General features: G+C 72.1%; 19 protein-coding genes and 1 tRNA gene. 9 read left to right on the top strand and 11 right to left on the bottom strand.

Going from position 1 to position 25593, the window contains the following annotated elements; all coding sequences use genetic code 11:
- Positions 1 to 266: 266 nt before the first annotated feature.
- The 7 genes from thrB to argS all read right to left on the bottom strand — a co-directional run bounded on the left by thrB (position 267) and on the right by argS (position 11692).
- Positions 267 to 1205: a homoserine kinase gene (gene thrB, locus AB0K07_RS21335; protein ID WP_363757186.1), complete on the bottom strand. Its 939-nt coding sequence runs from the start codon at positions 1203 to 1205 to the stop codon at positions 267 to 269.
- A gap of 70 nt (positions 1206 to 1275) precedes the next feature.
- A complete protein-coding gene (locus AB0K07_RS21330) occupies positions 1276 to 2520 on the bottom strand; it encodes an MFS transporter (RefSeq protein ID WP_363757127.1) in 1245 nt (414 codons plus the stop codon).
- A gap of 154 nt (positions 2521 to 2674) precedes the next feature.
- Positions 2675 to 5965 carry an efflux RND transporter permease subunit gene (locus AB0K07_RS21325; RefSeq protein ID WP_363757126.1) on the bottom strand — a complete coding sequence of 1097 codons (3291 nt, stop codon included), beginning with the start codon at positions 5963 to 5965 and terminating at the stop codon, positions 2675 to 2677.
- A gap of 160 nt (positions 5966 to 6125) precedes the next feature.
- Positions 6126 to 7175: a threonine synthase gene (gene thrC / locus AB0K07_RS21320; RefSeq protein WP_363757125.1), complete on the bottom strand. Its 1050-nt coding sequence runs from the start codon at positions 7173 to 7175 to the stop codon at positions 6126 to 6128.
- A 138-nt stretch (positions 7176 to 7313) separates the two neighbouring features.
- The gene (locus AB0K07_RS21315) at positions 7314 to 8624 is read right to left on the bottom strand and encodes a homoserine dehydrogenase (RefSeq protein ID WP_363757185.1); all 1311 of its coding nucleotides are present in this window, start codon (positions 8622 to 8624) and stop codon (positions 7314 to 7316) included.
- 8 nt (positions 8625 to 8632) lie between these two features.
- A complete protein-coding gene (lysA, locus tag AB0K07_RS21310; RefSeq protein WP_363757124.1) occupies positions 8633 to 10018 on the bottom strand; it encodes a diaminopimelate decarboxylase in 1386 nt (461 codons plus the stop codon).
- Between the two features lie 6 nt (positions 10019 to 10024).
- Positions 10025 to 11692, bottom strand: a complete 1668-nt coding sequence (argS, locus tag AB0K07_RS21305; RefSeq protein WP_363757123.1) for an arginine--tRNA ligase — start codon at positions 11690 to 11692, stop codon at positions 10025 to 10027.
- Between the two features lie 98 nt (positions 11693 to 11790).
- On the opposite strand from argS, the gene AB0K07_RS21300 reads away from it, so the two are divergent.
- The 5 genes from AB0K07_RS21300 (at position 11791) to AB0K07_RS21280 (ending at position 15758) form a co-directional block, all read left to right on the top strand.
- Positions 11791 to 12588 carry a DUF3105 domain-containing protein gene (locus AB0K07_RS21300; RefSeq protein ID WP_363757122.1) on the top strand — a complete coding sequence of 266 codons (798 nt, stop codon included), beginning with the start codon at positions 11791 to 11793 and terminating at the stop codon, positions 12586 to 12588.
- An 8-nt stretch (positions 12589 to 12596) separates the two neighbouring features.
- Positions 12597 to 13265 carry a DUF305 domain-containing protein gene (locus tag AB0K07_RS21295; RefSeq protein WP_363757121.1) on the top strand — a complete coding sequence of 223 codons (669 nt, stop codon included), beginning with the start codon at positions 12597 to 12599 and terminating at the stop codon, positions 13263 to 13265.
- Between the two features lie 229 nt (positions 13266 to 13494).
- Positions 13495 to 14187: a winged helix-turn-helix domain-containing protein gene (locus tag AB0K07_RS21290; RefSeq protein WP_279519737.1), complete on the top strand. Its 693-nt coding sequence runs from the start codon at positions 13495 to 13497 to the stop codon at positions 14185 to 14187.
- 197 nt (positions 14188 to 14384) lie between these two features.
- A tRNA-Arg gene (locus AB0K07_RS21285) sits at positions 14385 to 14456 on the top strand.
- 126 nt (positions 14457 to 14582) lie between these two features.
- On the top strand, positions 14583 to 15758 hold the full coding sequence (locus AB0K07_RS21280) for an RNA polymerase subunit sigma-70 (protein WP_363757120.1): 1176 nt from the start codon (positions 14583 to 14585) through the stop codon (positions 15756 to 15758).
- Between the two features lie 139 nt (positions 15759 to 15897).
- Here AB0K07_RS21280 and AB0K07_RS21275 read toward each other — a convergent pair whose 3' ends face one another.
- On the bottom strand, positions 15898 to 16482 hold the full coding sequence (locus AB0K07_RS21275; protein WP_363757119.1) for a dihydrofolate reductase family protein: 585 nt from the start codon (positions 16480 to 16482) through the stop codon (positions 15898 to 15900).
- Positions 16483 to 16903: 421 nt separating this feature from the next.
- On the opposite strand from AB0K07_RS21275, the gene AB0K07_RS21270 reads away from it, so the two are divergent.
- On the top strand, positions 16904 to 18244 hold the full coding sequence (locus AB0K07_RS21270; protein ID WP_363757118.1) for a glycosyl hydrolase family 18 protein: 1341 nt from the start codon (positions 16904 to 16906) through the stop codon (positions 18242 to 18244).
- A 73-nt stretch (positions 18245 to 18317) separates the two neighbouring features.
- Here AB0K07_RS21270 and AB0K07_RS21265 read toward each other — a convergent pair whose 3' ends face one another.
- The gene (locus AB0K07_RS21265) at positions 18318 to 19277 is read right to left on the bottom strand and encodes an ATP-dependent DNA ligase (RefSeq protein ID WP_363757117.1); all 960 of its coding nucleotides are present in this window, start codon (positions 19275 to 19277) and stop codon (positions 18318 to 18320) included.
- Positions 19278 to 19308: 31 nt separating this feature from the next.
- Entirely contained in the window at positions 19309 to 20757 is a 1449-nt protein-coding gene (locus tag AB0K07_RS21260) for an MFS transporter (RefSeq protein ID WP_363757116.1), read from the bottom strand.
- 79 nt (positions 20758 to 20836) lie between these two features.
- Between AB0K07_RS21260 and AB0K07_RS21255 the strand changes: the two genes are divergently transcribed.
- From AB0K07_RS21255 to AB0K07_RS21245, 3 genes are all read left to right on the top strand, one after another.
- Positions 20837 to 21268: a helix-turn-helix domain-containing protein gene (locus AB0K07_RS21255; RefSeq protein WP_363757115.1), complete on the top strand. Its 432-nt coding sequence runs from the start codon at positions 20837 to 20839 to the stop codon at positions 21266 to 21268.
- A 101-nt stretch (positions 21269 to 21369) separates the two neighbouring features.
- Positions 21370 to 21957: a helix-turn-helix domain-containing protein gene (locus AB0K07_RS21250; protein WP_363757114.1), complete on the top strand. Its 588-nt coding sequence runs from the start codon at positions 21370 to 21372 to the stop codon at positions 21955 to 21957.
- Complete coding sequence (locus AB0K07_RS21245) at positions 21957 to 24176, top strand: MMPL family transporter (RefSeq protein WP_363757113.1); 2220 nt, start codon at positions 21957 to 21959, stop codon at positions 24174 to 24176. Before AB0K07_RS21250 ends, AB0K07_RS21245 begins: the two co-directional genes overlap by 1 nt.
- A gap of 100 nt (positions 24177 to 24276) precedes the next feature.
- Here AB0K07_RS21245 and AB0K07_RS21240 read toward each other — a convergent pair whose 3' ends face one another.
- The gene (locus AB0K07_RS21240) at positions 24277 to 25533 is read right to left on the bottom strand and encodes an erythromycin esterase family protein (protein ID WP_363757112.1); all 1257 of its coding nucleotides are present in this window, start codon (positions 25531 to 25533) and stop codon (positions 24277 to 24279) included.
- Positions 25534 to 25593: the final 60 nt, after the last annotated feature.

Below are 25593 nucleotides of genomic sequence, written 5' to 3'. Positions count from 1 at the left end.
CTGCCCGGAGTCGGAACTCAGGTGGCCGGGCGGCCTCGGTGCACCCGCCTCGCAAGGACGCGTCGCGGGAGTCTGTGACACAGCAGCCGGTGGTTTCCCGACTCACCAACGGTCGGTGAGCAGGTCTCGCCGTCTGCGGCGACCTGTGGAAACTGCGGTGCGGCGTGGGCCTTGGCAGGGGTGACGGGCTGACCGCCGAGAGCTTCGGGGGTGCGCCGCCCCGCAGAGATCGCGTGCTTCGCGGCTGTGCTAGGTCTAGAGCGTAATCAACTCTTCCGACCTGCGGCAACAGGGTCCCGCTCGGCGTGTCCAAGTCTACCCCGGGCAACCCGCGCACCGCTGACGTCTATCGGTAACTGCCAGATCTGCCAGTCTGTTCCCACCGGGAAGCTCGGCGGGGGCTCGCTGAGCGCCAGCACCGTCGGCCCCGCCCCACTGACAACAGCCGCCACACCCGCCGCTCGCAACTCGTTGACCAGGGCCGATGTGCCCGGCATCCCCGGCGCGCGGTAGGCCTGATGGAGGCGGTCGACGGTGGCTGGCAGCAGCAGCGACGGGTCCGCGGTCAGCGCGTGCACCAGCAGCGCCGCCCGCCCGGCGGTCAACGCGGCGTCGCGGTGCGGCACGGTGGCCGGCAACGCGGCCCGCGCGGTCGCGGTCAAACCGCGCTCCGCCGGCACGAAAACCGTCGGCCGCACCGCGTCGGCGACCGGCAGGGACACCGCGCGAGCGCCGGTCGGCTCCGACCAGGCCAGCGTGAAGCCGCCGAGCAGGCACGGCGCGACGTTGTCGGGATGGCCCTCGATCTCGGCGGCCAGCCGGAGCACGGCCGCCTCGTCCAGCCGGCGGTCCCCGTCGGCGACCAGGCCCCGCGCCAGCAGCACCCCGGCGACGATCGCCGCGGACGAGGAGCCCAGCCCGCGCGCCTGCGGGATCCGGTTGACGCACTCCACGATCAGGCCAGGGGGCTGCCCGCCGAGCACGTCGAAGGTGGCCCGCATGGCCCGCACCACCAGGTGCCGGTCGTCGTCGGGCAGCTCACCGGCACCCTGCCCGGTCACCGTCACCCGGACGCCATCCGGCGCGACCTCGGCGGCCAGGTCGTCGTAGAGCCCGAGGGCGAGACCCAGCGCGTCGAAGCCCGGGCCCAGGTTGGCGCTGGTCGCGGGGACCCGGACCCGGACCGGCCCGGCGCTGAAGTTCATCGGCACGCGCTCATGCTAGGGGTCGGCACCGACGATCCGGTCCGACGCCCGCAGCGTGGGACCGACGCGCTCAACCGGCCGGGTCCGGAACAGGTTCGGTGACCGGGTCGGTGAGCGAGAGTCGGCGGGTGGCGATCCACCAGCCGACCGCGTACACGAGGGTGACCAGCCCGCAGCCGGCCAGCACCACCCGCTCGTCCACCACGTCCACCACCAGGGCCACCGCCAGCTGACTCACCGAGATGGCCAGCGTCGCGAGCATCATGTCGGTGGCGAAGACCCGACCCCGCAACCGGTCCGGCACCTCGCCCTGCAGGGCGAAGTTCGACATCACCCAGTTGCTGCCGCCCGCGAAGTGCGCCAGAAAGACCAGCAGCAGCACCAGCGGGAACCAGCGGACCACCGACGTGCCCAGGTACGACAGGCCGTAGAGCGACATGGACAGCGCCAGCCCGGGAAGCAGCCAGGACCGGTTGGTCAACACCCGTCGCATCAGGATCGGCCCCACCAGGGCCCCCGCGCCGCGTACCGCGAAGAGCAGGCCGGCGCCCAGCGAGCCGACCCCGTACACGCTGGCGAGCAGCGGAAACACCGTCAGCACGCCGTTGCCCAGGCCGACCGCCGACTTCACCGTGACCAGCGCCAGGACCCGGGGCCGGTGCCCGATGTAACCGAGCGCCTCGCGGACCGCCGGCCAGGTCCGCTGGGCCGGCAGGTCGGCGTCCCGGGCTGCCTGCAACGGCCGGCGGATCCGCGCGGCGAGGCCCGCCGCCAGCGCCAGACCGACCGCCGCCACCCAGAAGCAGACGTACGGGCCGGCGGCCGAGCTGAGCACGCCGCCGAGCGAGGCGCCGACCACCGTCATGGTGCCCCAGGCCGAACCGGCCACCGCGTTGCCGGCGGCCAGCTCGTGCGGCTCGAGCACGTTGGGAAGCGCGGCCTGGGCGGCCGGCGAGTAGAACGCCTTGGCGACCGCGACCACGCCGATCGCCACCAGCGCCAGCCACGCCGTCCCGGCGCCCCGGACCCCGAGCAGCAGCAGCACGCCCGCCAGCGCGGCCACGTTCGCCGCGATCATGACCTTCCGCCGGTCGAACCGGTCGGCCACCGTGCCGGTGTACGGCAGCAGCAGCGCCACGATGCCGGTGTCCACCGCCAGCACCAGCGCGCCCCAGACCCCGCTGCCGGTCAGCTGGGGCAGGAGCACCAGCAGCGGCACCATGACGAACCAGTCGGCACCGAAGACCACCAGCTCAGCGAGGAAGAGGTTGCGGAAGCTCCGGTTGCCGGTGAGGACCGAGAGGGTGGACGCCACGTAGCGCGACGCTACCCGGTCGACAGCGCTCGATACCGCTCGCGAGCAGCAACGACCGGGTCCCCCGGGTACCGCCCGGAACCGGCCCGGGGTGCGAAAGCAGGAACGCCCCCGGCAGGTGAACCCGCCGGGGGCGTTCCGAGGTGCCGGTCGACTACTCGGTCGGCTCCGTGGGGGGCAGCGGCGAGGTGCGGCTACGGGGCAGCCGCAGCACCTCGAACTGGTCCGTGCCGTCCACCAGCGCGCCCGACGGGGCGGGTCGCCCCGCCTGCGGCTGCGAACCCTCGGCCTGTGCCGGCGCCGGCGCACCGCTCGGCACCGCGACCTTGTTCGGGCTGATCGAGTCGGCGGTCTCCGGGTCGGTCGGCCCGGTCACCGTCGGCTCGCCGGTACGCCGCCGGCGGCGCCACTCCCGCAGCGACTCCTTGGTGTGTTCCACCATCGTGTACAGCGTCGGCACCAGGATCAGCGTCAGCAGCGTCGAGCTGAGCAGGCCACCGATCACCACGACGGCCAGCGGCTGCGAGATGAAGCCGCCCTCGCCGGTCAACCCGAGCGCCATCGGCAGCAGCGCGAAGATGGTCGCGACCGCCGTCATCAGGATCGGGCGCAACCGGCGCCGTCCGCCCTCGACCACCGCGTCCCGGACCCCCATGCCCTGGGCCCGGTACTGGTTGATCAGGTCGAGCAGCACGATCGCGTTGGTCACCACGATGCCGACCAGCATCAGCACGCCGATCAGCGCCGGCACGCCCAGCGGCGTCCCGGTGATCAGCAGCAGGCCGATGGCGCCGGTCGCCGCGAACGGAATGGAGATCAGCAGGATCAGCGCCTGGGTGAGGCTGCGGAACGTGGCCACCATGATCAGGAACACGATCGCGATCGCGGCCAGCACCGCCAGGCCCAGGTCGCCGAAGGCGTCCGCCTGGTCGGCGCTCACACCGCCGATGGTCAGTTTCGCCCCCGGCACGTCGATGGCGTCCAGCCGCTTCTGCAGCTCCTGGCTGGTCGCGCCCAGGTTCGAGCCGGTCGCCGCGCCGGTCACCGAGACGCTGCGCTCACCGTCGATCCGGGTGACCTGCTGCGGCCCCTCGCCCTGGGTCACGTCCGCGATGTCGTCCAGCTTGACCGGGCCTACCGGCAGCGCCCGCAGTTGCTCCACCGACACCGGCGGCTGCGCGCCCAGCCGCAGCACGACGTTCTGCTGCTGGCCGTCGAGCGTGACCTGCCCCAGCGGCGCCCCGCGGAACGCCTGCGAGACGAGCTGACCCACCGCGGCCTCGGTGAGCCCGACGCGGCCGGCCGCGACCCGGTCGACGGTCACGTCGACCCGCGGCACCCGGTCGGCCAGGGTGGTGGAGACGTCCTCGACGTCCGGCACACCGGCCATCGCCGTCCGGGCCGCCTCCGCGGCCCTGGCCAGCACCTCCGGGTCACTGGCCTGGACGATCACCTCCAGCTGGCTGGTCGAGGCGTCCTGCCCGCCGCCGAAGCTGATCTCGCCCAGCCCGGTGCCGAGCGTGTCGAACTCCTTGCGCAGCACCTCGCGCATCTGCTTCGCGTCGGTGTCCCCGTCGAGCGCCACCGACCAGGTGGCGACGTTGTTGCCGCCGCCACCGGCCCACGGGTTGTCCCCGCCGCCGGCGGTCACCTGGTACGTCTCGACCCCGTCGGTACGCCCGAGCACCGCCTCGACCTGCTTGGCCGCCGCGTCGGTGGTGGCCAGGCCACTACCCGCCGGCAGCTCCTGCTGGAAGCTGAGCGTGTCCTGACCGGAGTCGTCCAGGAAGTTGGTCTCCAGCTTCTGGGCCAGGCCGAAGGTGCCGAAGAGCAGCAGCAGGCCGAGCCCGACGGTGATCCAGCGGGTGGACCGCTTGCGGGTGGCGAACCCGATCACCGGCAGGTACGCCCGCTGCAACGGGCTGCGCAACTCCTTCTCCTCGGCGACGCGTCGCACCGCCTCGTCGTCCGGGGTGCCACCGCGCGGCTTGAGGAACCAGTACGCCAGCACCGGGATCACGGTCAGCGACACCAGCAGCGACGCGAGCAGGGCGACCGTCACGGTGATCGCGAACGGCGCGAAGAGCTGCCCGACGAACCCGCCGACCAGCGCGATCGGCGCGAACACCGCGACCGTGGTGAGGGTGGACGCGGTCACCGCGCCGGCCACCTCGCGGACGCCGGTGATGATCGCGTGCCGCTTCTCCTCGCCGTACTCCAGGTGTCGTTTGATGTTCTCCAACACCACGATCGAGTCGTCCACCACCCGGCCCACCGCGATGGTCAGCGCGCCGAGGGTGAGCAGGTTGAGCGAGTAGTCACCGATCCACAGGGCGATCAGGGCCACCAGCACGGAGAGCGGGATGGAGACCGCGGTGACCACGGTCGAGCGCACCGACAGCAGGAAGACCAGGATGACGATGACCGCCATCAGCAGGCCCAGCAGACCCTCGGTGGTCAGCGACTCGATCGACTTCTCGACGAACGGCGCCTGGTCGAAGACCACGGTCAGCTCGGCGCCGGAGGCGTCCTTCAGGTCGGCCAGCCGGTCCCGGATCTCGTGCGAGATCTCCACGGCGTTGCCGTCCGGCGCGGCCGTGACCGCGATGCCGAGGCTGTCCTTGCCGTTGGTCCGGGTGATCGCGGTGGCCGGGGCGAGCTGCTGCTCGACGGTCGCCACGTCACCGAGGCGGACCGGGGCGGCTCCCGGGGCGACCACGATGCCGCGCAGGTCGGCCAGGGTGGTGACCGGCGTACCGACCTGCACCGGCAGGGCCAGGCCACCATCGGCCACCGCACCGGCCGGCACCGACACGCCGTTGGTCTTCAGCGCGGCGCCGATCGCGGTCGGCTGGAGCTTCGCCGCGGCCAGCTTCGCCGGGTCCGGGGTGACCACCACGACGTCGTCGCGGGTCCCGGTCACCTCGACCGTACGGACCCCCTCGATGCCCTCCAGCTCCGGCACCACCGTCGCGCGCAGCTTCTCGGCCAGCGCCCGCTCGTCGGCAGCACCGGTCGCCGCCAGCACCACCGCCGGCAGGTCGTCGGTGCTGCCCGCGATGACCTGCGGGTCGACGCTCTCCGGCAGTTGGGCGTCGATCCGGCTCAGCGCGGTCTGCATCTTGTTGACCACGTCGTCCAGGTCGGTGCCGAACTCGTACAGCACCTGGACGGTGGCCGCCCCCTCGCGGGAGGTCGACGTGATCTGGTCCAGCCCGGGGATGCCCTGGAGCGCGTTCTCGATCGGCTCGGTGACCTGCGACTCGACGATCTCGGGTCCGGCGCCGGGGTAGGGAGCCACGATGAACGCGGCCGGGAATTCGAGCGACGGCAGCAGTTGCTGCTTCAGCGACGGCACGGCGAACGCTCCGAACGCCGTGGTCACCACCGCGATGAGGGCGACCAGCCCTCGGTTGGCGAGGCTGAATCTGGCGAGCAGCGACATCGGCCTGGCTCACTCCTGAAAAGAGAATGCGGGCGGGGATACCCGAAAGTGTGCCTGACTCGATCACCCCGACCCCCGCCGGACCCCATGCCGCCCACCGCCGGCCACGTTCCACCCGATCGCCGCCAGGACGGCGGGGATCCCGTGGCGCGGTGGTCGCTCAGACCAGGTCGAGGGCGCGGGCCGCGGCCAGCGGGTCGTTCGCGATGGTCACCGGGGCGGGCGCGGTGGAGATCGCCCACTCCGGGTCCTTCAGGCCGTGGCCGGTCACCGTGCAGACCACCGTCGAACCGGCCGGGACCGCGCCCGCCGCCGCCTGCTGGAGCAGGCCGGCCACGCTGGCCGCGCTGCCCAGCTCGACGAAGACGCCCACCTCGCGGGCGAGCAGCCGGTACGCGGACAGGATCTCCCGGTCGGTCACCGCCGCGATCAGGCCGCCGGAGGCGTCCCGGGCGTCCAGCGCCTTCGTCCAGCTCGCCGGGTTGCCGATCCGGATCGCGGTGGCGATGGTCGACGGCTCCGGCACCACCTGCCCGGTGACGATCGGAGCGGCGCCTGCGGCCTGGAAGCCGTACATCTTCGGCGCCCGGGTGGTGGCGCCGGCGGCGTGCTCCTCCGAATATCCCATCCAGTAGGCGGAGATGTTGCCGGCGTTGCCGACCGGCAGGCAGTGGATGTCGGGCGCGTCACCGAGCGCCTCGACGATCTCGAAGGCGGCGGTCTTCTGCCCGTGCAGGCGGTCGATGTTGACCGAGTTGACCAACGCGACCGGGTAGTCCTGGGCGAGCTTGGCGGCGGTGGCCAGGCAGTCGTCGAAGTTGCCGTTGACCTGGAGCAGCTTCGCGCCGTGCACCAGCGCCTGCGCCAGCTTGCCCAGCGCGATCTTGCCCTGTGGCACCAGCACCGCGCAGGTCAGGCCGGCGCGCGCCGCGTACGCCGCGGCGGAGGCGCTGGTGTTGCCGGTGGAGGCGCAGATGATCGCCTTGTTGCCGGCCTCGACCGCCTTGGACACCGCCAGGGTCATCCCGCGGTCCTTGAACGAGCCGGTCGGGTTGGCACCCTCGACCTTGAGGTGCACGTCGCACCCGATCCGGGCGGAGAGCACCGGCGCGGGCAGCAGCGGGGTGTTCCCCTCGTGCAGCGTGACGACGGGCGTGGCCTCGGTGACCGGCAGTCGGTCCCGGTACGCCTCGATCAGACCCCGCCACATGTCGCTCTCCTCGCCTCTAGCGTCGCGCCGACCTGGGGATCAGGCCACCCTGGACCAGCCTGCCGGAGTGGCCGGCGGCGGACCCCGGATTACCCACCTGGCGGGACGGGCGGACCGGCCCACCACCGGGTCAACGACTCACACCCCGCCCTCGACCCTCAGCACGCTGGTCACCGACCGGACGATGTCCAGGCCGCGCAGCTCGCCCACGGTCGCGGCGAGCGCCGCGTCCGGCGCCACGTGGGTGACGATCACCAGCTCGGCGTCGCCGTCCCGGCCGGGCGAGCCGCCCGCCGAGCCCTGCCGCACGGTCGCGATCGACACGTCGTGCCGGGCGAACACGCCGGCCACCGCGGCCAGCACACCCGGACGGTCGGACACGTCCAGGCTGACGTGGTAGCGGGTCAGCGCCTCGCCCATCGGCCGGACCGCCAGGTCGGCGTACGCGCTCTCGCTGGCCGCGCGCACCCCGGCGAGCCGGTTGCGGGCCACCGCCACCACGTCGCCGAGCACCGCGCTGGCGGTCGGCGCGCCACCGGCGCCCCGGCCGTAGAACATCAGCTCGCCGGCCGCGTCCGCCTCCACGAAGACCGCGTTGAACGCGTCGCCGACGCTGGCCAGCGGGTGGCTGCGCGGGATCATCGCCGGGTGCACCCGGACGCTGACGGTCTCCCGGCCGGCCGGGTCGACACCCCGGGCCGCGATGCAGAGCAGCTTGATCGTGCAGCCCATCGCCTGGGCGCTCGCCACGTCCGCGGCGGTCACCTCGGTGATCCCCTCCCGGTGCACGTCGGCGGCGCCGACCCGGGTGTGGAACGCCAGCGAGGCGAGGATCGCCGCCTTGGCCGCCGCGTCGAAGCCCTCCACGTCGGCGGTCGGGTCGGCCTCCGCGTACCCCAGCTCGGTGGCCTCCTCCAGGGCCTCGGCGAAGCCGGCGCCGGTGGCGTCCATGGCGGAGAGGATGAAGTTGGTGGTGCCGTTGACGATGCCGGTGACCCGGTTGATCCGGTCCCCGTGCAGGGACTCGCGCAGCGGGCGCAGCAGCGGGATGGCCCCGGCCACGGACGCCTCGTAGTAGAGGTCGCCACCGCCCTCCGCCGCCGCGTCGTGCAGCGCCACGCCGTCCTCGGCGAGCAGCGCCTTGTTGGCGGTGACCACGCTCTTGCCGGCGCGCAGCGCCTCGACCAGCCAGGTCCGGGCCGGCTCGATGCCGCCGACCACCTCGATCACCACGTCCACGTCGTCGCGCTTGATCAGGCCGAGCGCGTCGGTGGTGAACAGGGCCGGGTCGATCGGCAGGTCACCGCGGTCGCGGCCGAGCCGGCGGACGGCGATGCCGGCGATCTCCAGCGGAGCGCCGATCCGGGCGGCCAGGTCCGCCCCCTGCTCGTGCAGCAGCCGGACCACCTCCTGGCCGACCGTGCCGCAACCGAGCAGCGCCAAGCGCACAGGTGACGTCATCCCACATCCAAAGCGAGCAGGTCCTCTTCGGTTTCCCGCCGGACGATCAGACGCGCCTGGCCGTCGCGCACCGCGACCACGGGCGGCCGCGGCACATGGTTGTAGTTGCTGGCCATGCTGCGGCAGTAGGCACCGGTGCCGGGCACCGCGACAAGATCTCCGGGCTGCACGTCGGCGGGCAGGAATTCATCCTTCACCACGATGTCCCCGGACTCACAGTGCTTTCCCACCACGCGGGCGAGCAACGGCTCGGCCGTCGAGGCTCGGGAGGCCAGCGTCGCCGAGTACGAGGCGTCGTAGAGCGCGGTACGGATGTTGTCGCTCATCCCGCCGTCCACGCTGACGTACGTGCGGATGCCGTCGAGGTCCTTGACCGTGCCGACCTCGTAGAGGGTGAACACGGCCGGCCCGACGATGGCCCGCCCCGGCTCGATGGAGAGCCTCGGCACGGCCAGCCGCTCGGCGGCGCACTCCGAGTCGACGATCTTACGGAGCCGCTTGGCCAGGTCCTGTGGGGCGGCCGGGTCGTCCTGGGTGGTGTACGCGATGCCGAAGCCACCGCCCAGGTCCAGCTCGGGCAGCTCCACCCCGCGCGCGTCGCGGATCTGCCCCTGCAGGGCGAGCACCCGGCGGGCGGAGACCTCGAAGCCGCTCGCGTCGAAGATCTGCGAGCCGATGTGCGAGTGCAGGCCGCGCAGCTCCAGCACGTCCTCGTCGAGGACCTTGAACGCGGCCGCGGCGGCCGCACCGCCGGCCAGCGAGAAACCGAACTTCTGGTCCTCGTGGGCGGTGGCGATGAACTCGTGGGTGTGCGCCTCGACCCCGACCGTGACCCGGATCAGCACCCGGGGACGGACCCCCCGCTCGCGGGCCAGCGCGGTGAGCCGGTCGATCTCGGTGAAGGAGTCGACGATGATCCGGCCCACCCCGGCGTCCAGCGCGCGGGCCAGCTCGACCACCGACTTGTTGTTGCCGTGGAAGCCGATCCGCTCCGGCGGCATCCCGGCCGCCAGCGCGGTGGCCAGCTCGCCACCGGTGCAGACGTCGAGGTGCAGCCCCTCCTCCGCGATCATCCGGACCACCGCCCGGCAGAGGAACGCCTTGCCGGCGTAGTACACGTCCTCGTTCGGGAAGGCGGCCCGGAAGTCCCGGCAGCGTGAGCGCAGGTCGTCCTCGTCCAGCACGTACACCGGGGTGCCGAACTCGGCCGCGAGGTCGCGGACGCTGAGGCCCGCGACGGCGAGCGCGCCGTCGGCGCCGCGCGTCACGGTCCGCGGCCACAGCGCCGGCATCAGGGCGTTGACGTCGTCCGGGGTACGCAGCCAGGCCGGCCCCCGGCTGCCGATGTCGCCGTGCAGCGCACCAGCCTCGTGAGCACGCATCAGGGACTACATCCTCTCGGGAGCGGAGACGCCCAGCAGGTGCAGCCCGTTGGCGATCACCGTGCGGGTGGCGTTGTTGAGCCAGAGCCGGGCACGGTGCAGGTCGGTGACCTCCTCGTCACCCAACGGCAGCACCCGGCAGTTGTCGTAGAACCGGTGGAAGGAGGCGGCGACGCTCTCCTCCAGGTAGCGGGCCACCCGGTGCGGCTCCCGCAGCTCGGCGGCGGTGGCCACCACCGCCGGGAACTCGGCGAGCGCCTTGAGCAGCTCGTTCTCCTTCTCGTGCCCGAGCAGCTCGGGACGGAAGGCGTCCGCGTCACCCTGGACCAGCCCCATCTCGGCGGCGTTGCGGGCGACACCCGCCGTCCGGGCCGCCACGTACTGCACGTAGTAGACCGGGTTGTCGCGGGTCGCCCGGGTCCACAGCTCCACGTCGATGTCGATCGGGGAGTCGCTGGAGTAGCGGGCGAGCGCGTACCGGGAGGCGTCCACACCGATCGCGTCGACCAGGTCCTCCAGGGTGACCACGGTGCCGGCCCGCTTGCTCATCCGCACCGGGGCACCGTCGCGCAGCAGGTTGACCAGCTGGCCGATGAGGATCTCCAGGTTGCGCTCCGGGTCGTCGCCGAAGCAGGCGGCCATCGCCTTCATCCGGCCGATGTAGCCGTGGTGGTCGGCGCCCAGCATGATCACGACCCGCTCGAAGCCGCGCTCCCGCTTGTCCAGGTAGTAGGCGCAGTCCGCGGCGAAGTACGTCCACTCGCCGTTGGACTTGCGCAGCACCCGGTCCTTGTCGTCGCCGAAGTCGGTGGTGCGCAGCCAGGTGGCGCCCTCGGACTCGTAGAGGTGCCCCTGCTGGCGCAGCCGGGCCAGGGCGAGGTCCAGTTCACCCCGGTCGTGCAGGTCCTTCTCGTTGAAGTAGGTGTCGAACTCCACCCCGAAGTCGCGCAGCGAGGAGCGGATCTCGTCGAACATCAACGCGACGCCCTCGATTCGGAAGACCTCCTGGGCGGCGGCGTCGTCCATGGTCAGCACGTCCGGCCGGCGGGCCTGGACCTCGGCGGCGATCTCGGCGATGTACGCCCCGCCGTAGCCGTCCTCCGGCGCGGGCTCACCCTTGGCGGCGGCGAGCAGCGACCGGGCGAACCGGTCGATCTGCGACCCGGCGTCGTTGAAGTAGTACTCCGTGCCGACCTCGGCGCCGGTGGCCCGCAGCAGCCGGCTGAGCGCGTCACCGACGGCCGCCCAGCGGACGCCACCGATGTGCACCGGGCCGGTCGGGTTGGCCGAGACGAACTCCAGGTTGATCTTCTCGCCGGCGAGCCGGTCGCTGCGGCCGTACTCCGCTCCGGCCTCGACGATCACCCGGGCGAGCTGGCCGGCGGCGGCCGCGTCCAGCCGGATGTTCAGAAAGCCCGGCCCGGCGATTTCCACCGACTTGACCCCGGGTGCCCGGCTCAGCTCGTCGGCAAGCGCGGCGGCCAGCTCGCGCGGCGGGACGCCCACCTTCTTGCTCAACTGCAGGGCGAGCGTGGAGGCGTAGTCGCCGTGCTCGGGGTTGCGGGGTCGCTCCACCGCCGTACGCTCCGGCAGCGCGGCGTGGTCCAGGCCACGCTCGCTGAAGACGGCGTGGGCAGCGGTGAGGACGACCGAGGCTAGTTCTGCAGGAGTCACCGAACCATGTTATCGGGGGTAGACTCGGGCACTCGGCGGCGACCCTGCGCGTCATCCGGCCCGCCACCTCCCCTGACCGACCGACCTGACGAGGCACGATGAGCATCAGCACCCCGGGCGGCCCTGAGCGCCGCCCGACCGTGGTCAGCACCGGCAAGAAGCCGGCCGCGGGCCGGCCGGCGTCCGGCGCCAAGGCCGGTTCCGGCAAGCCGGCGGGCACTCCGCGGGCAGGTGGCAAGGGTCCCCGCAAGCCGATCGCCCCGGTCAAGGTGAGCCAGGGTCGGGCCTGGGGCCCGATCGCGCTCTTCGTCGCCGTGGGCGTGCTCGCGGCCGGCATCATCGGCTACGGCGCCTGGGCGTCGTTCCAGGGCTCCAAGCCGTGGGACAAGCGGGCCAACGCCATCGACGGCATCGTCAACATCCGCAAGTCCGACCCGGAGAGCCTGAAGTACGAGTCGCACAAGTCCGGCCCGCTGACCTGGAAGTACTCGCCGCCGGTGGGTGGCGTGCACAACGCCGCCTGGCAGAACTGCATGGGCGACGTGTACGACGCCCCGATCGCCAACGAGCACGCGGTGCACAGCCTGGAGCACGGCGCCGTGTGGGTCACCTACCGGCCGGACCTGCCGAAGGACCAGGTCGACAAGCTCGCCGGCAAGGTGCGCGGCGTCGAGAAGACGCTGATGAGCCCGTACGAGGGCCTGGACAAGCCGATCTCGCTCCAGGCGTGGGGCTACCAGCTCAAGGTCGACAACGCCGACGACTCGCGCATCGACGAGTTCATCAAGGACCTGCGGGTGAACGCCTCCGCCGAGGGCCCGACGGCGCTGTGCAACACGGGCATCACCGCCACCGGCACCACGCCGCGTGAGCTCCCGCAGCAGCCCACCCAGTAAGGACGGCGATGACTGCTCCCGCCACGACCGACACCGAGCACGACGACGTCCCGGCCGCCCCGGATGAGGGCGGCCGGGCCCCGGCGTCGCGCTACGGCGTGCTGGCGCTCGCCATCATGCTGGTGGTGGGGCTGCTCCTCGGCTACGCCGGCGGTCTGCTCACCCCGCGGCTCACCCGGCCGGGTGACGCGTCGGTCGAGGCGGGCTTCGCACGCGACATGACGACCCACCACGCGCAGGCGGTGGAGATGAGCCTGATCGCGTACCGGTCGGCGACCCTTCCCGAGGTGCGGCAGATCGCCGTCGACATCGCCACCGGGCAGCAGGGCGAGATCGGCGCCATGCAGACCTGGCTGCGCGAATGGGAACTGAGCCCGACCGGGTCGCAGCCGCCGATGTCGTGGATGTCCGACGGCGCCGCCGTCAAGGACGGGCTGATGCCGGGGATGGCCACGCCGCAGCAGATGGCCGCCCTGCGCGACGCTCGTGGCATCGAGGTCGACCGGCAGTTCCTGGCTCTGATGTACAACCATCACCTGGGTGGCATCCACATGATCGACGCAGCGCTCGGCGAGACCGACAACGCCGAGGTGCTGCGGGTGGCACGGACCATGAAGGCCACCCAGCAGACCGAGCTGAACAACCTCCGGCAGCTCCAGGCGCAGGCCAAGGGCTGATCCACCGGACGGGCGCACCGGGCCCGCGTCACCGCCGCACGCCGGCGGGGCGCGGGCCCGGTTTCGCTGCCCGCGCTTGATCGACTTCGTCATGGCAGGCCAGCGTCTGCGGCCTTTGTCCGGGAAAGCTCCCTATAGGCGGTTTGACCGGTCCAACCGATTACGTTGCTTCGGGAGTTTTCTCCGCACATATCGTGACCAGTTGCGATTCGGGCTCGTTGCCCAAGACGTGGGGGTTGCACTCAGAGACGCACGGCGTTCGGTCACCAGCTGGTGCCGACGCCACACCATCGGCGGTGACGGGGCGGTGGCAGCCGTCCGTCGCGGACAGCGGCAGGGCGAGCCGGGAATGCTCAGCCGCGAACAGGAACTCGAACTGATCGACACGCTGCGGGGCGTCCACCCCGACGAGTTCGGCCTGGACGAGGAGCTGTGGACGCGGCAGAGCCTCACCACGCTCATCCAGCGCCGGTTCGACCTGCCGCTGGACGCGGGCGCGGTCGGGGCGTACCTGCGGGCCTGGGGGTTGGGTCCGCGGGAGCCGCGGGAGCGGGCCTGCGGCCTCTGCGTCAGCGCCGTCGAGCGCTGGGTCCGCAGCGAGTACCCGGCGATCACCCGGGCGGCCCAGGAGCACCTCGCCGAGGTCTACTGGATCGGCCGGGTACGGCTGCGCGGCACCATGCCGGCCGCTGACGTGATCTCCGCCGTGTCGTCCCGCGGTCGGGTGCGCTTCATGATCACCACGCCGACGGTCGACCCGCCACTCCCCCGCGACTTCGTGCTGCGCCTCAGCGGCGAGGAGCAGCGCACCGTCCACCTGATCGTGGACGGCTCGTGGCCGCGCAACGAGTGGCCCCGCCGGCTCCCCCGGCGGATCGTGCTGCACCCACTGCCCAGCTGCGGCCGGGCGGTAGCGGCCTGACCGCCTCGGGCCGGGCGGGCCAACCGCTTCGGGTCCGCACGCGCCGGACCGCCGACCGCTGCGCGCTGGCGCGCAGCCTGGCCCGCGCCGGACGCGTGCCAACCACCAGGGGCATCGGGCGATCGGCGACACGATCGGGGCACCGATACCGATTCGGCGTTCGCGGAGGAGGTTTGCTAGTCTTCTCCAGTCGCTGAGCCCCCGTAGCTCAGGGGATAGAGCACCGCCCTCCGGAGGCGGGGGCGCAGGTTCGAATCCTGCCGGGGGCACGTCACAGAACTGCAAACGCGCATCGCGACCGGCCGATCACTGATCGTAGAGGCCAGTTTCGCGTTCGAGTAGACGTCCAAGGATGCCCCCGGCCGAGCGGCTGGGGGCATCCTCGCGTTGGCTCGATGTACGGGCTGATGTGTCAGCGGCTTCACCGATCAGAATTCTTCCGCCACGTCGTCGGTTCTGGTAGCCCCGTCGCGCCGGTGGAAGGATTGGTGACCATGACCGACGCTGGACCGCTGGGCGCTGACGAGGCCTCGTTCATCGCGGTGGTTCGCTCAGGCGATACGGCGCGGTTTGCGCTCATCACGGAGCGCCACCGGCGTGAGCTGCAGGTGCACTGCTACCGGATGCTTGCGAACTACGAGGACGCCCAGGACATGACGCAGGAGACGTTCCTGCGAGCGTGGAACAAGCGGGAGTCGTTCAAGGGCCACGCTGCGCTGCGGACCTGGCTGTACCGGATCGCGACGAACGTCTGCCTTGACTTCCTGAAGAAGCGCAACAACCGCACACCCGTACCGTCCGGGCTGTCGGACTCCGGCTCCGAGGTGCTGTACCTGCAGCCGTACCCCGACCGGATGCTCCCCGAGGACCCGCAGGAATCGGTGGTGGCGCGGGAGACGATCGAGCTGGCGTTCATCGTCGCCGTCCAGCACCTGCCGCCGCGGCAGCGGGCGGTGTTCATCCTGCGCGACGTCGTCGGCTGGCCGGCGTCGAAGGCCGCCGACGCCCTCGATCTGACCATCGCATCGGTGACCAGCGCGCTGCAGCGGGCGCGCGTGACGATGCGCGAGCAGCTGCCCGACCGCCGCCTCGACTGGCGGAGCCCCGCCGCCCACGAGCTGTCGAATGACGAGCGCGGCGTGGTGAAGTCGTACATCGACGCCCATGAGCGCAACGACCTCGCCGGGCTGATGTCCCTGCTGCGCGACGACCTGCGCTTCGTGATGCTGCCCGAGGCGGGCACCTCGGTCATCACGGCCAAGGACGCGGTGGACGGCTGGGTCTCCGGTGGGCTCTTCCAGCCCGGCTACGACGACTGGCGCTGTATCGCCACGACGGTCAACCGCATGCCCGCCGCCGCGCTGTACCTCCGCACCCCTGACGACCCGGAGTACCGGTTGTTCAACATCGCGGTCCTGCACATCGTCGGCGGGAAGATCGCCGAGCTCACCGGATTCGACGCCACCGACAAACCATGGCTGGACCTGCCCCCGACACTGCGATCAGACAAGTCCCCGTCGTCGCCGAGCGCAGCGCCACGGGCCGGCGTCACGGAAGTCACCGCGGAATGAGCACCCCGACCAGCTGAACACCAACGCGACAACGCGAACACCACCGCCCCGCCGGCGTTGCCGGCGGGGCATCTTGATGCCCGAAGAACGTCAGGAAGGATTTCGACCCGGCCTCACGAACCGAGCAACTGGCCCGTGCTCATCGCCTCGTCTCGTATCGGGTCAGCACGACGCCGCCGGGAAACGTCCGCGTCTCCACGAGGTTCAGGTTCACCCAGCTGTCCAGCGCGGTGAAGAACGGCGTGCCGCCGCCCACCAGGACCGGCACGGTGACCAGCATGTACTCGTCGATCAGCCCGGCCCGCATGGCCGCCCCGGCGAGCGTCGCGCCGCCGATGTCCATCGGGCCGGCGTCCTCTGTCTTGAGCCGGGTGATCTCGGTGACCGCGTCGCCGGTGACCAGGCGGGTGTTCCAGTCGACCGTGCTGGTCGTCGAGGAGAACACCACCTTCGGCATGTCCCGCCAGCGGCGGGCGAACTCGATTTCCGCCTGTGTGGCGCCGGGCTGCTGGTCGGCGGTCGGCCAGTGGGAACTCATCGCCTCCCACAGCTTGCGCCCATACAGCGCCAGGCCCGTCGCCCCCACCCGGTCGGACCACCACTGGAACAGCTCGTCGCTCGGCGACGAGTCCGGTCCATCACCGCCACTCCAGCCGAGGTCGTCGCCGGGCGCGGCGATGTAGCCGTCCAGGGTCACATTCATGCCGAAGGTCAGTTTCCGCATCAGGCCAGCCTCTCGTAAGTCGATCTCATACGTACAGACGGGCGCTGCGCGAAACCCTCATCGGTGCGCGCTGCTGGCAGACACAAGGTCACCGCGTAGACATGGCCAGCCAACCGCATCGGCGAAGACGGTCATGAGACGTACGCAGATCCGACATGCGGGACATTCCGACAACCCTCCCAGCCGGGCCCCAAGATCGTGCTTGATGCCGGAAGTAGTGGCGTCGCCGCGTCGATGACCCCACTGTTCCATGGATCGAGCGCGATCTTCCCGATGGCGGAAGGGGAGCGGTGGCGGGAGGTTCGGCGACGACGCGGACCACCCCGCCGACTTCCTCGGATCTGTTAACAACCCTTGATATTAAACGTCACGAACGTCAATATGTGGAGGTCGCGGGTCGTCGATGCCTGGGGAGTGAGCCATGAGAAGCCGTCGGATTTTCGCAGTGGTAGCCGGGGCGGCCATGACCGTCGCGGCGGCCGTCGCCTTCGTCCCCAGCAGCATGGCCGCCGTGTCCTCGGCGGACGCCACCCTGATGGTCGCGTGCACCGCGCCGGCCTGGGCCGAGGGCAACACCTACCAGGCGGGCGCGCAGGTCACCTACAACGGCCGGCTCTACCAGGCTCTGGTCACCCACACCGCACACCCCGGCGCCGGCTGGAACCCGGCCGCGACCCCGTCGCTCTGGCGTGACCTGGGCGCGTGCTCGGGAGGCACCCCGCCGCCGACCACGCCGCCGCCCACCACGCCTCCCCCGACCACGCCGCCGCCCACCACGCCACCACCCACCACGCCGCCGCCGACCGGCGGGACCTGCGGGGTGAAGTCGCGGCCCGCCGGCAAGGTGCTGCAGGGCTACTGGGAGAACTGGGACGGCGCCTCCAACGGCGTGCATCCCGGCCTCGGTTGGATCCCGATCACCGACAGCCGGCTGAGCCAGCACGGCTACAACGTGATCAACGCGGCCTTCCCGGTGATCCGCGCGGACGGCACCGTGCTCTGGGAGAACGGCATGGACGCTGGCGTGAAGGTGGCCACCCCGGCCGAGATGTGCCAGGCCAAGGCCGCCGGAGCCACCATCCTGATGTCGATCGGCGGAGCCGCGGCGGGCATCGACCTGAGCTCCAGCGCCGTCGCCGACCGCTTCATCGCGACGATCGTGCCGATCCTGACGGCCTACCACTTCGACGGCATCGACATCGACATCGAGACCGGCCTGACCGGTAGTGGCAACATCAACACGTTGTCCACGTCGCAGGCCAACCTGATCCGGATCATCGACGGAGTGCTGGCCCGGATGCCGTCGAACTTCGGCCTGACCATGGCGCCGGAGACGGCCTACGTCACCGGCGGCAGCGTGGTCTACGGCTCGATCTGGGGTTCCTACCTGCCGATCATCAAGAAGTACGCGGACAACGGCCGGCTCTGGTGGCTGAACATGCAGTACTACAACGGCAGCATGTACGGGTGCGCGGGCGACTCCTACCCCGCCGGCACCGTGCAGGGCTTCACGGTGCAGACGCAGTGCCTGAACAACGGCCTGACCATCCAGGGCACCACCATCCGCGTGCCGTACGACAAGCAGGTTCCGGGCCTGCCCGCGCAGACCGGCGCGGGTGGCGGCTACATGTCGACGTCGCTGGTCACGCAGGCGTGGAACTCCGTACCCGGCCTCAAGGGCCTGATGACCTGGTCAGCGAACTGGGACGGGTCGAAGGGCTGGACCTTCGGCGACAACGTGAAGCGTCTGCAGGGACGCTGACAGGGTCACCACAGCCGTGGTCTCCGCGGGAGCGCGGAGACCACGGCTGGTCGCTGGGCCCCGGGGCGTACCGTCAGCCGGCTTCGCGGCGGGCGCGGGCCCGGCGCTTGCCCTCGTGCATGGCCTGCACCCGGGCCACCGGGATGGTCCGTCCCTCGGCCACGAGGTCGGCGGGCAGCGGCTGCGGCGCCGGCATCGACGCGGCCCACGGATCCGCCTCGGCCACCAGCGGCGGCACGGTCCGGATGGTGAAGTCGGCCGGGGTCACCTCGGTCAGGTCGGCCCAGTCGACCGGGAAGGAGACCGGCATCCCGGGGCGCAGACGCGGGCTGTACGCGGCCACCACGGTCGCCCCGCCGGCCCGGGTGGCGTCCACGAAGACCCGGCCGCCCCGGTCCTCCTTGATGTACGCGGTCGTGGCCAGTGCCGGGTCCAGCCGCTCGGCGCGGACGGCGACCGCCCGGGTGGCGGCGGCCAACTCCTCCGCCGTGGGCTCGCCGGCGATCGGAACGAAGACGTGCACGCCCTTGGCGCCGCTGGTCTTGACCGCCCCGGCCAGGCCGGCGTCGGCGAGCGCCTGGCGGACCAGCAGCGCGGCGCCGACCGCCGCGCCGAACCCGTTCCCCTCCGGCGGGTCGAGGTCGAGCACCAGGTGGGTCGGGCGGTGCAGGTCCGCCGTGGTGGACAGCGTGGGGTGGTACTCCACCGCCCGCTGGTTGGCGAACCAGAGCAGGGTGCGCCGGTCGTCGCAGAGGGCGTACGACACCTCCCGGTGCGACGCCTCCGCCCAGACCGGCACCCGGCGAACCCAGTCCGGGGTGTACCGGGGCAGGTTCTTCTGCATGAACGGCGGCTGGCCGGGGCGGACCCGGATCACCGACAGCGGGCGGTCCCGCAACTGCGGGAGGATCCGGGCCCGGACCGCGTCCAGGTAGTCGACCAGGTCCCGCTTGGTCGCGTCGTCGCGGTCGGACAGCGGCTGGTCGAGGTTGGTCAGGGCCACCCCGTCCCGGGTTTCGTCAGCCTCGCTCACCCGCTCACCCTCCCGGCCCCGGTGCCCTCGGTCAACTGGACGCGGCGCTTCGCTGCCGCTCAGTTTCTCCGCGCAGCGCGGGCCGGCCGCCGGGCAGCGTGGTCAGCGTGACCACCAGCGCGGCGACCACCAGGGCGGCGGCGACGGTGAACGCGAGCCGGTAGCCGCCGGCCAGCGCCGCCGCATCGGCCCAGCCGGCGGCCCGCAGACCCTCGGTGCGGGTGGCGGCCAGGGTGGCCAGCGCGGCCAGACCGACCGCACCGCCGACCTGCTGGGTGGTGTTGGCCAGCCCGGACGCGAGCCCGGCGTCCGCGTCGGTCGCGCCGGCCATGGCGAGCGTGGTGACCGCCGGCAGGGTCAGGCCACCGGCCACCCCGAAGATCAGCATCGCGGGAAGCACGTCGGCGAGGTAGCCGCCGTCGGCGGGCAGCCGGCCGAGCAGCAGGAAGCCGACGGTGGCCAGGCCGAGCCCGGCCAGCAGCACGGCCCGGGCGCCCCACCGGGCGATCAGCCGGCCGGCCAGGCCGAGCGACACCACCGCGATCACCACCGGTGTGGGCAGGAAGGCCCAGCCGGTCGCCGCCGCGTCCAGCCCGAGGACCAGTTGCAGCTCCACGGCGAGCAGGAACTGGAACCCGAAGTACGCGGAGACCATGAGGAACTGCACGGCGTTCGCCGCGACCAGGCCGGGGACGCGCAGCACGCGGGCCGGCAGCAGCGGGGTGGGCGCCACCCGCTGCCGGACCGCGAACCCACCGAGCAGCAGCGCGGCGAGCGCCGCCGCACCGAGGGTCCGCGGGCTGGTCCAGCCGTGCTCGCCGGTCCCCACGATGCCCAGCACGGCGGCCATCAGTCCGGCGGTGGCGAGCAGCGCGCCGGGCAGGTCCAGGCCCGCCCGCAGTCCGATTCCCCGCTCGGCGGGGAGCCGGCGGACGGCGGCGAGCAGGATGGCCGCCCCGATCGGCAGGTTGATCAGGAAGATCGACCGCCAGCCGGCCAGCTCGGTGAGCACCCCACCGGCCACCGTGCCGACCGACGCGCCCGCCGCCCCGGTGAAGCTGAAGACGGCGATCGCGCGGGCCCGCTCGGCCGGCTCGGGGTAGAGCCGGACGATCATGCCGAGGCTGACGGCCATGGCCAACGCGCCACCGACGCCCTGGCCGAAGCGGGCGCCGACCAGCAGGGCCGGCCCGGTGGCCAGTGCGCAGGCCACCGAGGCCAGGGTGAACAGCGCGATGCCGGCCAGGAAGACCCGCCGCCGGCCGAGCAGGTCGCCGAGGCGGCCGGAGAGCAGCAGCAGCCCGCCGAACGCGACCAGGTACGCGTTGACCACCCAGGCCAGGCCGGCGGCGGTGAAGCCCAGGTCGCGTTGCACGGCGGGCAGCGCCACCGCGACGACGCTGCCGTCCAGGATGATCATCAGACTGCCGGCGCAGAGCACGAGCAGCGCCGGCCAGCGGGACGGGACGGCACGGTCCATCGGAACGCCTCCTTGGTGCATGGTTTGTTACCGACGTCATCGTCTGTGACCATGAGCGGGAGCGGAAGGAGGCACTGTCATGTCCCAGAGGAACAGCGATGTGTCCGCGCTGGTCCAGGCCGAGCTGGCCTGCGCGCCCGGGAACGTGCCGTTCACCCCCGGCCAGGCCCGGGCGTGCACCGTCCGCGAGGTCCTCGACCGGGTCGGCGGCAAGTGGAGCATCGGCATCCTGGTGGCCGCCTCGAACGGCCCGGTGCGCTTCACCGAGCTGGAGCGGCACATCGAGGGGATCAGCCGCCGGATGCTCACGCTGACCCTGCGCAATCTGGAACGCGACGGCCTGCTGCACCGCACGGTCTATCCCACCGTCCCGCCCAAGGTGGAGTACACCGCCACCCCGATGGCGCTGGAGCTGTACGAGTCGCTGATGGCGCTGACCAACTGGGCCGAGCGGCACCGCCGGGGCATCGCCGAGGCGCGGACCAGGTACGACGCGGAGCACGCCGGTTAAACCGGGCCGGGGTGTGGGGAACGCCACCGTGGCAATCTGACCGATCGGTCAGGATCTGACCGATCGGTCAGGCATGCTGGTCTGCGGGAGGTGGACCGGTGATGGCCAGAGCGGTGTCCGAGACGCACGGTGAGATCCTCGCCGCCGCTGGGCGGCGGTTCGCGGTGACCGGCTACCGGGGCACCTCGTTGCAGGACATCGCCCGCGAGGTCGGCTGCTCCAAGGCCACCGTGCTCTACCACTTCGCCAACAAGGAAGCGCTGCTCGCCGCGCTGATGGCCCCGGCCATCGCCGTCCTGCAGGAGCTCGACGACCGGCTCGCCGGCCTCACCGGCGGGGCCGCCCAGCAGGTCGCCGCCGTGGGCTTCGTCGACCTCGCGGTGCGCTTCCGGCGGGAGATCGCGCTGCTTCGCGGCGAGTTCCCGGAGCTGCTGGCCCAGCCGGCCTTCGCGCACATCCAGCAGATCTCCGAGCGCCTGCGGGACGCCTTCGCCGGGCACTCCGACCGGCCGGGCGCCCGGATCGCCGCGCTGGTGCTGCTCGCCGGCATCTCCGAGGCGTGCGCCGAGTTCGTCGACGTTCCCGACGACGAGCTGCGCCCCGCCCTGCTCGCCCTCGTCCGGCGGGCCGTCGAGCCCGTCGAGTCCCCCCTGCCCCAACCACCCACGACCGAGGACAAGGAATCCTGATGGCCACCCTGCTCTACCGGCTCGGCCGGGGCGCGCTGCGTCGGCGACGGCTCGTCGTCGCGCTCTGGCTCGTCGTACTCGTCGTCGCCGGCCTGGCCGCGGCGACCCTGCGCGGCCCGACGGCGAGCAACTTCACCATGCCCGGCACCGAGAGCCAGCGTGCCCTCGACCTGCTCGCGCAGCAGTTCCCCGCGGCCAGTGGCGCCACGGGGACCATCGCGGTCAAGGCACCGGGTGACGGCCAACTGGCCAGCCCGCAGGGTCGCGGTGTGGTGCAGGAGATCGTCCAGCAGGCCTCGACGCTGCCCGGCGTGGTCGGGGCGGTCGACCCGTTCCAGGTCGGCGCGGTCTCGCCGGACGGCCGGTACGCGCTGGTCCAGGTCCAGTTCTCCACCGGCGCGGACGAGGTGACCGACGAGCAGAAGACCGCGTACGAAAAGGTCGGCGCGGCGGCCGAGGCGCAGGGCTGGCAGGTCGCACCGGGCGGCGAGGTGCTGGGTGGTGAGCCGGAGATCGGCTCCACCGAGGCGCTCGGCGTACTGGTCGCCGCGATCGTCCTGATCATCACCTTCGGCTCGCTGGTGGCCGCCGGCATGACCATGCTCAACGCGCTGATCGGCGTGGGCGCCGGAATGGCCGGCCTGTTCGCGCTGAGCAGCGTCGTCGAGTTGACCAGCACCGCGCCGATCCTGGCGCTGATGCTCGGGCTCGCGGTCGGCATCGACTACTCGCTGTTCATCACCTCCCGGCACCGCCAGAACCTCATGGACGGTCTGTCCCCGGAGGAGGCGGTGGGCCGGGCGGTGGGCACGGCCGGCTCCGCCGTGGTCTTCGCGGGCGCCACCGTCGTCATCGCCCTGGCCGGCCTGGCCGTGGTGGACATCCCGTTCCTCACCGTGATGGGTCTCGCCGCCGCGGGCACCGTCACCGTCGCGGTGCTGGTCGCCATCACCCTCCAGCCCGCGCTGCTCGGCTTCGCCGGTCGCCGGGTGCTTCCCCGCCGGCTGCGTCCGGTAGCCGCCGACGGCACGCCGGCCACCGATGCGGACGCCACCGACCGGCCGGTTGCCGCCACCGCACCGGCCGAGGACCGGTCCGGCTTCGGTTTCCGCTGGGCGCGGCTGGTCACCCGGTTCCGCGTACCGGTCATCCTGGTCGGCCTGCTCGGCCTCGGCCTGCTCGCGCTGCCCACGCCGGACATGCGGCTGGCCCTGCCGGACGCCTCGACGGCGGCCGTCGGCTCGCCGGCCCGGGTGTCGAACGACCTGATCACCGAGGGCTTCGGGGCGGGCTTCACCGGCCGGCTCGCGGTGGTCGTCGCCGGTGACACGCCGCAGGCCACCTCGGCGGCCGTGCCGCAGGTCACCGCGCTGATCCAGCGCACCGACAACGTGCTCGCGGTGGCGCCGCCGCAGCTCAGCCCGGACGGCCGGACGGCGCTGCTCGGCGTCGTGCCGAAGACCGGCCCGACCGACGAGGCCACCGAGACCCTGGTGCACGACATCCGTGCCTCGGTCGGTGGGATCCGCGACGCCGACGTGCTGCTCACCGGCGTCACGGCGATCGGCATCGACGTCTCGGAGAAGCTCTCCGACGCGCTGCCGGTCTACCTGCTGCTGGTGGTCGGGCTCTCGGTGCTGCTGCTGATGCTGGTGTTCCGCTCGCTGCTGGTGCCGGTCAAGGCCGCGCTGGGCTTCCTGCTCACCGTCGCCGCCACGTTCGGCATCACGGTGGCGGTCTTCCAGCAGGGGCACCTCGCCAGCCTCGTCGGCCTGGACACCCCGGGCCCGCTGATCAGCTTCCTGCCGATCCTGCTGATCGGCATCCTGTTCGGGCTCGCCATGGACTACGAGGTGTTCCTGGTGTCCCGGATGCGGGAGGACTTCGTGCACGGCGAGTCCGCCCGCGAGGCCACCATCAGCGGCATGGGGCACGGCGCCCGCGTGGTCACCGCCGCCGCGCTCATCATGATCTCGGTCTTCGGGGGCTTCGTCTTCCTGGAGGATCCGGTGATCAAGTCGATGGGCTTCGCGCTCGCCGTGGGTGTGGCCATCGACGCCTTCGTGGTCCGGATGACCATCGTTCCCGCGGTGATGTCGCTGCTCGGCGACCGTGCCTGGTGGCTCCCCCGCTGGCTCAACCGCGCCCTGCCCAACGTCGACATCGAGGGCGAGGGCCTGCGCGCCAAGCTGGCGGACCGAACCCCGGCCGGCGTCTGACAGCGCCAACCACCTCGTCGATCATGGAGTTGTGGTGCCCGTTGAGCCCCGAACCGAGGCCTTCGTCCGGCACCACAACTCCATGATCGACGCCACCCGGTCAGACGCCGGCCGGGTAGGTCTCCATCTCGCCCGCCACCGCCGGGGCGCCCAGGGGGTGCAGGGCGGTGGTCTCGTCGCACCAGATGAAGGCGTCGTAGCGTTCACCGAGACGGGTGGGCACGTAGTTGCCCCAGGACTCGAAGGACGGGTCGTACACGACCCCGATCGCCCGGTGGTCCGCGGTGTCGGTGACCCAGCCCGGTTGGTCGTCGCCGCCGAACACCAGCACCGCCCGCTCCGGCATCAGCTCGTGCAGCCGCCGCTCGACCGACCCCTCCCGCGCCGGGGGTACGACCATCGCCTCGGCCGGTGACCCCCACCGGGGGGCGGCGATCGCCGTACCCCGGTAGCTGCCGAAGCCGACCAGGACCACGTCGTCGTCACCGAGCCGCTCCCGGGCCAACTGACCAATGTTGATCATCCCGTCCGCGGCCATGTCGGTGGCCCGGGCATCGCCGACGTGGGTGTTGTGCGCCCAGACGATCCCCCGGGCGTCCGGGCCGTACCGGTCCAGCAGCCGGTCCAGGGTGTCCTGCATGTGGGTGTCGCGGATGTTCCACGAATCCGGCCCGCCGGCCACCATCGCCCGGTAGTAACGCTCCGCGCCGGCCACCACCTCCGCGTTCTGCCAGGCGGAGAAGCGGTCCGGGCCGTCGGAGAGTGCCTGCTCCCGGGTCCGCGCCAGCAGGCGCACCACTTCCTCCTCGCACCGGGCGGAGACGAACCGGCTGGCCGCGCCGTACTCCTCGACCCGCTTGCCGTACGGCTCGAAGCACCGGTACGCGTCCTGCGCCGCCTCCAGCGAGGTCGGGTCCTCCTCCCCCAGGTAGTCGAAGATCGCCTGCATCGACTCCCAGAGGCTGTACACGTCGAGGCCGTGGAACCCGGCCCGTTGATCCTCCGGCCGCTCCAGGTTCCACGCCCGCTGCCAGCGGCAGAAGCGGGCCACCTCAGCGTTCGCCCACATCCAGGTCGGCCACCGCTCGAACCGCTCGAGCGCCGTCTGCGGGTCCGGTGCACCGCCCGGCGCGGCGGTGACCGAGCGGTGCACCCGGTCGCAGTCCGGCCAGTCACCCTCGACGGCCACGAACGAGAAGCCGCACTCCGCGATCAGCCGTCGGGTGAGCTGCTCGCGCAGCCGGTAGTAGTCGTAGCTGCCGTGGGTGGATTCGCCGATCATCACCACCCGGGCGTCCCGGACGCGCTCCAGCAACGGGTCGAAGTCGCTCGGCGCGCCGAGCCGCTGAACCAGCATGTCCGCGGCTACCCGGCGGCCGCTCCGACAAACCGTCGGCGCGCCGCCCGCGACACGCCG

The organism is Micromonospora sp. NPDC049301 (assembly GCF_040678715.1).
Classification (GTDB): Bacteria; Actinomycetota; Actinomycetes; order Mycobacteriales; family Micromonosporaceae; genus Micromonospora.
This window is presented reverse-complemented; position numbering and strand designations above follow the sequence as displayed.

Excerpts from the sequence above, each read along its gene's own strand:
- thrB (WP_363757186.1), bottom strand. The coding sequence starts at position 1,205 with ATGAACTTCAGCGCCGGGCCGGTCCGGGTCCGGGTCCCCGCGACCAGC.
- AB0K07_RS21325 (WP_363757126.1), bottom strand. The coding sequence starts at position 5,965 with ATGTCGCTGCTCGCCAGATTCAGCCTCGCCAACCGAGGGCTGGTCGCC.
- thrC (WP_363757125.1), bottom strand. The coding sequence starts at position 7,175 with ATGTGGCGGGGTCTGATCGAGGCGTACCGGGACCGACTGCCGGTCACC.
- lysA (WP_363757124.1), bottom strand. The coding sequence starts at position 10,018 with ATGCGTGCTCACGAGGCTGGTGCGCTGCACGGCGACATCGGCAGCCGG.
- AB0K07_RS21300 (WP_363757122.1), top strand. The coding sequence starts at position 11,791 with ATGAGCATCAGCACCCCGGGCGGCCCTGAGCGCCGCCCGACCGTGGTC.
- AB0K07_RS21295 (WP_363757121.1), top strand. The coding sequence starts at position 12,597 with ATGACTGCTCCCGCCACGACCGACACCGAGCACGACGACGTCCCGGCC.
- AB0K07_RS21280 (WP_363757120.1), top strand. The coding sequence starts at position 14,583 with ATGTACGGGCTGATGTGTCAGCGGCTTCACCGATCAGAATTCTTCCGC.
- AB0K07_RS21275 (WP_363757119.1), bottom strand. The coding sequence starts at position 16,482 with ATGCGGAAACTGACCTTCGGCATGAATGTGACCCTGGACGGCTACATC.
- AB0K07_RS21270 (WP_363757118.1), top strand. The coding sequence starts at position 16,904 with ATGAGAAGCCGTCGGATTTTCGCAGTGGTAGCCGGGGCGGCCATGACC.
- AB0K07_RS21260 (WP_363757116.1), bottom strand. The coding sequence starts at position 20,757 with ATGGACCGTGCCGTCCCGTCCCGCTGGCCGGCGCTGCTCGTGCTCTGC.
- AB0K07_RS21255 (WP_363757115.1), top strand. The coding sequence starts at position 20,837 with ATGTCCCAGAGGAACAGCGATGTGTCCGCGCTGGTCCAGGCCGAGCTG.
- AB0K07_RS21250 (WP_363757114.1), top strand. The coding sequence starts at position 21,370 with ATGGCCAGAGCGGTGTCCGAGACGCACGGTGAGATCCTCGCCGCCGCT.
- AB0K07_RS21245 (WP_363757113.1), top strand. The coding sequence starts at position 21,957 with ATGGCCACCCTGCTCTACCGGCTCGGCCGGGGCGCGCTGCGTCGGCGA.
- AB0K07_RS21240 (WP_363757112.1), bottom strand. The coding sequence starts at position 25,533 with ATGCTGGTTCAGCGGCTCGGCGCGCCGAGCGACTTCGACCCGTTGCTG.